Origin of the sequence: Xanthomonas cissicola (genome assembly GCF_008801575.1) — a bacterium.
Classification (GTDB): Bacteria; Pseudomonadota; Gammaproteobacteria; order Xanthomonadales; family Xanthomonadaceae; genus Xanthomonas; species Xanthomonas cissicola.
The window spans coordinates 1-10,075 of record NZ_VZPL01000098.1 but is presented as its reverse complement, the minus strand read 5'-3'; the positions used below and the strand labels follow the sequence as shown (position 1 = coordinate 10,075).

The window sequence follows — 10,075 nt, the reverse complement described above, 5'->3', positions numbered from 1 at the left end:
ACTGTTCCGTCGCTTGAAAGGCTACCGCCGGATTTTCTCGCGCTTCGAGAAGCTGGATGTCATGTTCCTTGGATTCCTCAGCTTCGTCCTAGTCGTTGATGGGCTTCGGATGTGTTAACAGGCCCTAGCCAAGGCTGGCATTGGGCTGCCCATGCTGCGCGATATCTTTCTGACCCACCACCACTCCGACCACAACGCCGATCTGCTCAACGTGGTGTGGCTGGCCTGGGCCAGTGGCCTGCAGACGCCGGTGCATCTGTATGGACCACCCGGCATCGCCAGGATGGTGGATGCCTTCGTCGCGATGAATGCCATCGACATCCAGACACGCATCCGTGAGGAAGGCCGTCCGCCGTTCGAAGCGCTCATTCATGTGCATGAGTTCGACCAGCCCGGTACCGTCCTGACGAACGATCAGGTTACCGTCACTGCCACCTTGGTGGACCATTACACCCTCAAGCCGGCCTTTGCCTACCGGTTCGAGGCGCCCGACCGCAGCGTGGTGTTCTCCGGCGATACGCGCTACCTGCCCGCGCTGGCCGAGTTCGCCAAGAACACCGACGTGCTGGTCCACGAAGTGATGTATCTGCCGGCGCTGCAAACGATGCTGAAAACCAACGACAACGCGCCGACATTGCTTGACCATCTGCTCAAGAGCCACTCCACCAGCGAAGAGGTCGGCATGATTGCGGCTGCGGCCAACGCGAAGATGCTCGTGCTCAATCACTTCGTCCCCGGGGGCGATGCGTCCATCACCGATGCGATGTGGAGCCAAGGCGCGCGCAAGCATTACGCCGGGCCGATCGTGGTGGGCAAGGATCTGATGCGGCTGTAGCACGGGCGCGCACTGCGCCCGCCCGCAGCGATTCAATGCGGCGCCAGAGCGTGTTATGTCCGTTGAGGTGGGTGCGAAGCGTCCTGTGCCGCGTCGCGACAAGGCGTGCGCTGCGGCCCAGGCGGGCCGCCTGGGCAAGCGCGTAACGCGGTATCGGCGCGCCACAGGGCGCTTCCCGGAGGGTTGCATCTCTTCTCAAAAATGCATGACACGCTAGGCAGGCACCGGGCTGCGCATCCCCCACACCTGTTCGCCTGCCTTGCAGTAGCGCTCGATGAAGTCCTGCTGCGAGGGCATCTGCTGCACGGCGTGCTGGATCGGCTGGGCGATACCGTCGAGCAGGCGGCGCAGGTCGTGGTCGGAAAATGCGCGCGTCAACGGGTGATGCTGCTCGGGCGCAATGCCCTGCCCCATCAGCACGTGCGTCCAGGAATCGACACGAAACAGTTCATCGGCACCCTGCCAGGCGTGCGCGCGTTCGCGCCAGGCACGCAGGCGCAGCGCGAGCGACTCGGGCAGTTCCATCTGCCGGCACTGCTGCCATAGCGGTTCGTCGCGCTGGGTGGCGTGGTAGTGCAAGGTGACGAAGTCGCGCACGTGCTCCATTTCAGCGCGGCTGACGTCGTTGAACAGTTGCACCTGCGAGGGCGCAATGCCTTCGGCCGGAAACAGCGCCAGCAGCCGCACCACTGCAGAGATGGTGAGATGGATGCTGGTGGATTCCAGCGGCTCGATAAAGCCGCTGGCCAGACCGAGCGAGACCACATTCTTGTTCCAGGCCTTGAGCCGGCGGCCGGTGCGAAACGGCACCATCCACGGCTCCTTGACGGCAGGCGCAGCCACATCGCGCAGCAGCTTGGCGTGCGCTTCGTCATCGGACAGGTGCTTGCTCGAAAACACCAGGCCGTTGCCGACGCGATGCTGCAACGGAATATGCCAGCGCCAGCCGGCTTCGTGCGCGATGGCGCGGGTGTAGGGCACCGGTGGGCCGAGGGCTTCGGTCTGCACCGCCACCGCACGGTCGCACGGCAACCAATGGCTCCAGTCTTCGTAGCCGGTGTGCAGGGTCTGCTCGATCAGCAGACCGCGGAAGCCACTGCAATCGATGAACAAATCGCCTTCGATCACGTGCCCGTCTTCCAGCACCAGGCTGGCGACATCGCCGCTGTGCGGCTGCACGGTCACCTGCTGAATCCTGCCTTCGACACGCTTGACGCCGCACGCCTCGCTGCGCGCGCGCAGGAACTTGGCATACAGCGCCGCATCCAGGTGATAGGCGTAATTGACCGCCGGCTCGCCATGCAGCGCAAAGCGGTCCACGCGCGAGGCCACCGTTTCCAGGCAGTAATCGCCGAAGCTGCCCGCCATGCCGCGGCGCTGGCTTTCCAGCCACAGGTGATGAAACGCGCACACCAGGGTGCTCTGCCCGGTGATGCCGAATGGATGGATGTAGCGCTCGCCCTGGCGGCGCCAATGCTCGAACGAGATCGACAGCTTGAAGGTACCTGCCACCGCACGCAGGAATTCCTGCTCGTCGATCTGCAGGAACCGGTGGAAGGTGCGGATGGGCGGCACCGTGGATTCGCCCACACCGACGGTGCCGATCTGCTCGGACTCGACCAGGGTGATGTCAAGCAAATTGCGGAATTGATGCGAAAGCGCACAGGCAGCGATCCAGCCGGCCGTTCCACCACCGGCGATCACCACCTTGCGAATCTGAGCCTGAGTCACTGCGCACTCCTGCGGAATGGGTTGAGGGCGATGCCGCACATCAGCGGTTCAATTTGCCGATCAGCATGGCGCGCAGCTGCCGCGACAGCACGGGGTCGATCGGGCCGAGCGCATGGCGCGCCGGTTCGGGCAGATGCTCGCCGGCCTGCTCGGCAGGGCCGAACACGTAGTAATCGAACAACGCGCGCCATGCCTGCTTCTCCGCTGTGGGGCGGTCGCGAATCGCCCACAGCGCGTGATACAGCGCCGGCATCGCGGCAGGCAGGTGCGCTGGCGCACGGCTCCACCAGTAGTTGATCAGCACGTTGAACGGATGCAGCGATTGGACGTGGTGCCACCACATGCTGGGAATGAACAACGCATCGCCCGGCTCCAGCACCACGCTGCGCGCATGCGGCAAGGCATCGGCAAAACGCGGAAAGCGTTGCAGGTCCGGATGGGCGACATCGACCATGCTCACCACCTGTCCGCCCGGCGTGGGATCGAGCGGACCCGGATACAGATTGGCGACCTGCTCCGGCGGAAACAGCGTAAAGCGCCGTTGCCCGACCGCACAGCACGCCAGGTTATCCAGCGCATCGTAGTGGCACGAGGCGATCACGCGGTTACCGATCCAGATGCTGGGCTGCACTTGGCCACCGTTGGCCGCGACATCCAGATCGTTGTGCGCGCGCAACCCTGGCAAATTGGCGTCCACCGGCAACGAGGCCAGGTAATAGGTGGGCGGCTGCGGGTCGTCACGATGTGCCGCAATGGCATCCAGCAAGGTGCTCACGCTGCCGCGCTGCACCTGAAAGTTGAGCGCGCTGCAATCGTCGCGATAGAACGGGCGGCTGCCGATCTCCGGGCCGCCATAGGAATACTGCAGGGGGCGACCCGTGTCGTGTGCGCGCAACAGCGCCATGGCCTCATCGGCGCTGCGCAGCCCGGCCTGCACCAGCGACCAGTTGCGCGCAACGCCGCGCAGCACCACCGGCTCGGCGGCGTCGCAAAGTGCGGGCAGCGGCAATCCATCAGGGCCGCAATCGCTGCGCTCGGCAATGGCGATGGCGGCGCCTGCGGCGACAGACGGATCGGTTGCACGTGCGGCCATACGCTCAGGCGTACGCGGCAACGGGGGCGCTGTGCGACTGCTGCAGACGGCGCTGCTTCTCGGCCATCAGCCGGCGCAAATTGTGCAGCGATGCCAGCATCAGGAAGGCGCCTTCCAGATAGCCGGCCTGATGCAACTGCTGCAGCGCTTGCGCATCCAGGGCGGCAAGCCGCTCGCGGTCGATGGCGAACAGGCCCTGCAACTGCGTCGCATGGCTGGCATCCAGCGCAACGTCCAGCCGCACCGGCTGGATCAGGCCGAGCGCCTCGAAGGCGGCCGCCATCGCTTGCCCCGCGTCCAGCCCATCGCGGATGCCGCGCAACACGCCGATGATGTGTTCCAGATACGGGCTGTGGCCGCCTTGCGGCAAGAACACCGCCTCGCCCTCGCTGCGGCTGATGCGCGGATGTTCCAGGTCGACATGGATCACCGGCTCCTGCACCAAGGCCCCGTCGACGTGTTGCTCCTGGAAACCGATCATGAACGGTCCCTTGGCAACGATGCCCGGCAGGTAGCTGGCATTCCAGCGCCCGTCCTGCAGAAACAGGTTTTCATCCTGTGCGAAGCCCAGCAGCGCCACCGGCTGGTAACCACTCCCGGCCGGATCCTTGCGGAAGAATAGCGGGTACTCGCGTTGCAGCTCGGCATATTCGGTCACGAAGGCCGGCACCACGCCCACCGCATCGCCGAATTCCGCACCAAAGCGCAGGATCACGCGCAGGTCGTGATGCGCCACGTTGTTGAGCACTGCGTATCGCGTCATCTAAAGCTCCAGCAGCCGTCCGTCGCGGAGGACTGCAGTCATGGAGGAATTCGGTCGCACGCATTCCCCGCGCGCATATCGATGCTGAGCATTGCCAAAAAAGCGTGCGCCGGCAAGCCGCAGGGCAGCAACATGCTGCGTTACTGCGAAGCCGGCAAGTGACGCATGCGTGCGCACTGCAAGGCCGACTGCCGATACCCCGACGGCACGGGCGCTGCGTCAATACCCGGCTGCAGACCGCACGCGAGCAACGGCGCAATGGCCGGTTGCGGCCGCCATCACACGATAGCGACCGCAGTATTACGGCTAGAACAACGCGTGATGGTTCAGAACGCGTACCGCACGCCCAGGGTGTAACGCGGCTGCTGGTCGATCAGGCGGATGATCTGTTTCTCCGAGCGACCGTGCCAACGGACGTCCTCACCGGTCAGGTTGATCGCCTCGAAGCCCACCGACAGCTGCTTGTTGAATGCGTAGCTGACGCTGAGGTCGAACTGCTGATACGGCTCGACGTAGTACGGGTTACGGTTGGCATTGTCCTGGTTGGCAGCGATCAGGTATTCGTCGCGCCAGTTCCAGGCCAGGCGTGCGCTCCAGCCATACTTTTCGTACATCAGCATGACGTTGGCGGTGTCGCTCAGACCGAGCAACGCAAACTGATCGCGATCGATGACCGTGTTATCGAAGGCCACATCCCCTTCCACGATGGTGTAGTTGGCGTAGATGCCGAACCCGGTGCTGCCGAAGAAGTACTGGCCGCCGAGTTCCCAGCCATGGATGTTGGCCTTGTTCTGGTTGATCGGCCGCGACACATCGAACTGATACAACGGGTCGGAGGCATTGCCGGCGATATCGTAGGCATTCTCCAGCGCAAGGCTCTGCGCCGAACTGCCGTTGTAGGCGCTCAGCCCGCCGGTGGCAGCAGCATTGCGCAGCAGCGCCATGGCCGCAAACAGCGAGGTGTCGTTGGCCGAACACGCACCCGCGACATCGTTGCCGGCCGCGCCCACCTGAGCGGCGCAGGCCCCGCTTTGCAGGAACGCCAGTGCGGCCTGGGCATCCGGCCCCGAGGTGGGGTCGGTCAGTCCGTACAGCGATTCACGCGTGACGGTGTTGCCGATGAAATTGCTCACGCGCTTGTTCCAGAACGTGGCTGAGACGTAGCTGGCGTCGGCGAAATACCACTCCAGTGCCAGATCGAGGTTGTCCGATTCCAACGGATCGAGCGTGGGCGTCTGCGAGTCGCCACCGGCGCGGTTGGACGGGTTGATCAGGATCGAGCCGTTGGGCGTGTTGGGCGTGGGCCCGGCGATGAGATTGTTGTACGGCGCGCGCGCGATGGTCTGGCCGAACGAGGCACGGCCTTTCAGCGAATCGGTGAAATCGATGCTGAAGTCCATGTTGGGGAGGATGTAGTTGTAGCTGGTCTTCTCGCTGAAAGGCTGCTGGTCGGTGGAGCGGATCAACTGGAAGTCGTTGTTGGACAGCCACAGCAGCGCGGTGGGCGTGGCAACCTGCGAGGTGGACTCCACGTCGGTGCGCTCGTAGCGCAAACCCAGCCGCGTATTGGTGGTCATCCCGGCGATGGCACCGGCAATTTCCAACTGCACGTAGGCCGCGCGGGTCTTTTCTTCCACCCGGTTGTCTGCGGTGTATTGCGGGTTGTACCGCGTGGTTGCGCCGTACTGGCTTCCGCCCCACAGCGCCAGCTGATCGGCATCGCCACGCCATGCACTGGACGCCGCGCCGCTGGGATTGAAATCCTTGAACATGCCGGTGATGCTCACCGGCTGCAGCAACGCGACCATGCCCGGCTCGTTGCCCGCATTGGCCACGCCCCAATCGCCCAGCGGCGAGTTGGTCTCGCTGACTCGGCGTTGCATGGTGGTGTTGGTCGAACTCACGCCAAACTGGAAGCGCCCGTCGTCGAAGTCGAACTTTCCGTCCAGGCGTCCTTCCTTGGTTTCGGTCACCTGCTTCTGGTAGAAAATGCGCAACACCTGCGAGCCGAGCTCGGCGGGCGTGAAGGCGGGATTGACCACGCCATTGGTGTTTGCCAGCGAATCGGCCGCAGTGGGGTACCAGGTGCGTGCGCCGATCGGCAAGGAATTGTTGAACCACAGTTCCTGCCCCCATTGGCCGCCGCAGTACGGCCCATTGGTGCAGTTGTTGGTGCCGGCGAAACTGAAATAGGTCGCGCTGCCGCCCGTGGTCGGGTCGTTGGGCAAGCTTTGCGTCTTGGAATTGTGCGCATCGAAGCTCAACTGGAAGCGGTCGCTCACCTGCCAATCGGCATTGAAGCCCAGCGAGCCGAGCGTGTATTTCTGCTCGTTGCGCTGTTGTTCCATGCCGAAGTCCTTCGCCCCGTTGGGCACATCGCGCAGATAGACCGGCGTGGCCACGGCCTGGCCGGTATCGAAGGTCAGATCGGTAAAGCTGTTGGCACGTTGCAGCCAGATACCCTGCTCACCGCGCTCTTCGCGAATCTCGTTGGCCGAATACGTGTAATCCAGGGTCAGGGTCAGGCTGTCGGTCGGTGCGAACTGCATCACCGCCTGGCCATTCATGCGCTCGCGCTGGAAATCGGCGAATGCATAGCGCAGATCGTTGGGCATGCCGTACAACTGGCCGATCGCCGGGGCATTGGTCACCACCGCGTCCGGGCGCAGCGCCGGGTCGGTACCGGTCCAACGCTGGATGTTCCAGGTATTTTCTGTGGCTTGGACCGAACCGCCATGGCGCTTCTGGTAGCTGGCGCTCAGGCCGATACCGAAGGTCTTGTCCGGGTTGGTATAGCTGAAGATGCCCGACACCTCCGGGGTGAGCGAATCGCCGAAGGGCTCGGAGCGGTCCGACACCATCTTGGCACCGGCATTGGCCACCACGCCGTCGTGATTGAACGGCTTGTCGGTCTGGATGTTGATCGTGGCACCGATGCCACCACTGGGCGCGGTCGCGCGGCTGGTCTTGAACACCTCGATGCCGGTGATGGCTTCGGAGGCGAGCTGGGCGAAGTTGAACGCGCGCGTGCCGACATCCACGCCGCCGATCGGCGTCTGGCCGGGCGCGCCGAAGGCATCGGCACCGGGGATCAGACGGCCGTTGAGGGTGACGGTGTTGAACTGCGGGCCGAAGCCGCGTGCGGTGACCTGCGCGCCCTCGCCATCGCGGCGTTCGATGGAAATACCGGTGATGCGTTGCAGCGATTCGGCCAGGTTGGTGTCCGGGAACTTGCCGATGTCTTCGGCGCTGATCGCATCCACCACGCCGGCGGCATCGCGCTTGATGCCCATCGATTGGTTGAGGCTGTTGCGGATACCGGTCACGTTGACCGCATCCAGGGTGGTGGCCGAATCGCTGCTGGATTGCGGCACCGGCGCAGGCGGCGGAGCGACATCCTGCGCAAAGGCGGGATTGATGACCAACAAGCCGCCAACGAAGGTGAACATGGCCTTCGACTTGAAGCTGTTCAACGTACGACGCATCGATGTGTCCTCGGGAGTGGAGTCCAACCGCCAACGGCCGATATCGCGCCATGCGATACGGAGGAATCGCGGCCACTGCCCGACAGGCCGTGGCCAACGCTGCTGCAACTGCTGGAGCCACCAATCCAACGCCCTGCATGTGCCGTGCGGGCGCAGCCGGCGCTTGGATCGACATGCTCTGCCGGCATCTCCGTCCTTTCACCGCGCCACACGCATCACGCAACAACCGCTCGACGTTGTTTCAGTTGCCCTCGATCTGTCCCCTAGCACGCAGGCTGCCGATCGCCCCTTCGACCGTCGACCTGCGGTGTGCCTGCGCGTCCCCGCCGCAGCGACGGCGCTGCTCCGCCATTGCTGCGTTTGTTGCAGGTCCTTTGCACGACGTGCCAGCCAGTGATAGCGCTAACATGCCGCGCAGCCTAGTTAGGGCAGAAAGGGCTTGTCACCGTGCGTTGCAGCATAGTGATGGCTATGCACTGTTACAGCCGATACCGCAGTCGCTTGAGCCCGCATGCGGTTTTCAATGCTGGCGGGGCTGTAAGCGTTATCACGGCATTACGCAAAACCCGTCGGATCGAACGGTGAAATTTGCATAATGAACGTGTCGCACTGAGGTCGAATGCGGCGATTGCGCAAACCTGGGATCATGACCAGTGCCGCGCGTCTGGATTGCGCATGTCGAAGTCGGAGCTGCACCGGACGCGGCAACGCACCGCATGCGCCTGCCGATTGCACATCGCCTGTGTGTCAGTGCAGCGACGAGCATTGCGCGAAGAAGAAGGTGCACGCTTCGCGAGTGTCGGCAGGGATTCGTGTAAAACAAGCCAAAAGTTAGCTAAGAGCAGCCGGAAAACTACTGCACAGCTGCCAGGCGAACGCGGCCGGTGCTTGGATCCTCATGTACCACTCCGTACGCTGCGGTTCTGGGCGCGCCGTCCGCGTCCACCTGACGGCCGCTCGCTCCGTTTTGTTAGCCACTTTAAATACTGTAAGTTAAAAGATGTTTGCACGAATCCTGCCGAGCCTCAATTATCTCAGGGACACCTCGTGGGCTCCTGGAGCGCTTAGCTTCCGTACCCGGAGTCGGCGAAAAGCAGCGCATCCCGCAGGTACTTGAGCCTCTCTTGTTGGATGGAGGTGTTGTACGCCCTGCGCTTGCCTCCCGCCTCGATCTCCCGGAAGTTCTGGGCGAAGCTCTCCTCCAATGGTTCCCGGATATGCGCGGGAAGATCGTCGAAAACGTCCTTCGACGTCGTATGCCGGAAGAAGCTCGCATCGAGCACGTTGGAGCCGCGCGCGATCGTGACGTCCACGTCGTTGATGGTATCGCTCGTCCCGACGATCTTCCCTCTAAAATTCTTCTTGTGGAGATCCACAATCAAGTCATGGTTATCCGCCATCGCCTTTGCATTCGCCAGGGCGAAGGTCTTGCAGTTGATGACATCCTTCTGCGTGCCCGTGTTGAGAATGGTCAGCGTCGCGTTCTTCACACCCTTCAACGCGGCGGTCATGACAGACAGCGTGTCGGTGCATCCCCATACGCTGTCGACCGCCAAGACGGACACCTTGCCACGACCTCCCGTCACGTCCACCGCGATGCCATGGCTTGGCGCTCCCTTTCCATGGATCCGCTCCACGTTAACGACGGCGCGCCACCGCTGACCCCGCCTGGTATTGACAATAGCTTGCCGCAAGGCATTCGGCTCGGATGCCGACGCATCGAAGACCTTCACCTCGAGATTGGGGTGGATGTGATTCTGGGCCGCCACCACCTGTGGCTGGAACTTCTGATCGAGTTCGGCCGCCGGATATTGTTTTCCTTGACGCTCGGCGTGCTCCAGCGCGTCAATGAAGTTCTGCAATTGAGCCGCGAGCGTAGGTTCGGACGGCGAATAAGGAAAGGACACTTGCCCTGCGATGATGCCGCTGCCGGAGGGACTGGCGGATGTCCCCGAGCGGGCCCGCCTCGCTCGGGGAGAGCCGAGTGCCGCCAAGTCATGCAGGCTGGGTGACATGGACGCCTCGGCAGATGAAGGCCTAGGGAAGCTCTGAACAACGCACCACAGATACGCGACACTACCCGCCTCATCATGTAGAGGATCATCTATGCAGCTGACGTTCGGTGACGCTGAGGGCCTGGGCAAGCGCAAGCAGACCCGGCGCGAGAT

At 63.2% G+C, this 10,075-nt stretch carries 5 protein-coding genes, 1 other RNA gene and 2 pseudogenes; 3 read left to right on the top strand and 5 right to left on the bottom strand.

The window, feature by feature from the left end:
* Positions 1-118 (top strand): annotated as a pseudogene (locus F7R02_RS22685) (IS5-like element ISCARN85 family transposase); the annotation flags it as partial.
* Positions 119-835: pseudogene (locus F7R02_RS22680) on the top strand (MBL fold metallo-hydrolase); the annotation flags it as partial. It abuts the pseudogene before it with no gap.
* A gap of 213 nt (positions 836-1,048) precedes the next feature.
* Here the strand turns inward: F7R02_RS22680 and F7R02_RS22675 are convergent.
* From F7R02_RS22675 to F7R02_RS22660, 4 genes are all read right to left on the bottom strand, one after another.
* Positions 1,049-2,566: a tryptophan halogenase family protein gene (locus tag F7R02_RS22675; protein WP_039417383.1), complete on the bottom strand. Its 1,518-nt coding sequence runs from the start codon at positions 2,564-2,566 to the stop codon at positions 1,049-1,051.
* A gap of 40 nt (positions 2,567-2,606) precedes the next feature.
* Positions 2,607-3,659 (bottom strand): cupin-like domain-containing protein, encoded by a 1,053-nt coding sequence (locus F7R02_RS22670; protein WP_005913415.1) that lies wholly within the window; start codon positions 3,657-3,659, stop codon positions 2,607-2,609.
* Positions 3,660-3,663: 4 nt separating this feature from the next.
* Positions 3,664-4,422 (bottom strand): SapC family protein, encoded by a 759-nt coding sequence (locus tag F7R02_RS22665; protein ID WP_078589705.1) that lies wholly within the window; start codon positions 4,420-4,422, stop codon positions 3,664-3,666.
* Between the two features lie 326 nt (positions 4,423-4,748).
* Entirely contained in the window at positions 4,749-7,907 is a 3,159-nt protein-coding gene (locus F7R02_RS22660; RefSeq protein ID WP_026007022.1) for a TonB-dependent receptor, read from the bottom strand.
* A gap of 898 nt (positions 7,908-8,805) precedes the next feature.
* Here F7R02_RS22660 and F7R02_RS22650 point away from each other — a divergent pair.
* Positions 8,806-8,883: non-coding RNA, sX9 sRNA (locus F7R02_RS22650), on the top strand.
* 88 nt (positions 8,884-8,971) lie between these two features.
* Here the strand turns inward: F7R02_RS22650 and F7R02_RS22645 are convergent.
* Complete coding sequence (locus F7R02_RS22645) at positions 8,972-9,769, bottom strand: YopJ family acetyltransferase (protein ID WP_078560421.1); 798 nt, start codon at positions 9,767-9,769, stop codon at positions 8,972-8,974.
* Between the last annotated feature and the right edge of the window lie 306 nt (positions 9,770-10,075).

Coding starts and splice junctions, on each gene's coding strand:
- F7R02_RS22670 (WP_005913415.1), bottom strand. CDS start 3,659: ATGGCCGCACGTGCAACCGATCCGTCTGTCGCCGCAGGCGCCGCCATC.
- F7R02_RS22665 (WP_078589705.1), bottom strand. CDS start 4,422: ATGACGCGATACGCAGTGCTCAACAACGTGGCGCATCACGACCTGCGC.
- F7R02_RS22660 (WP_026007022.1), bottom strand. CDS start 7,907: ATGCGTCGTACGTTGAACAGCTTCAAGTCGAAGGCCATGTTCACCTTC.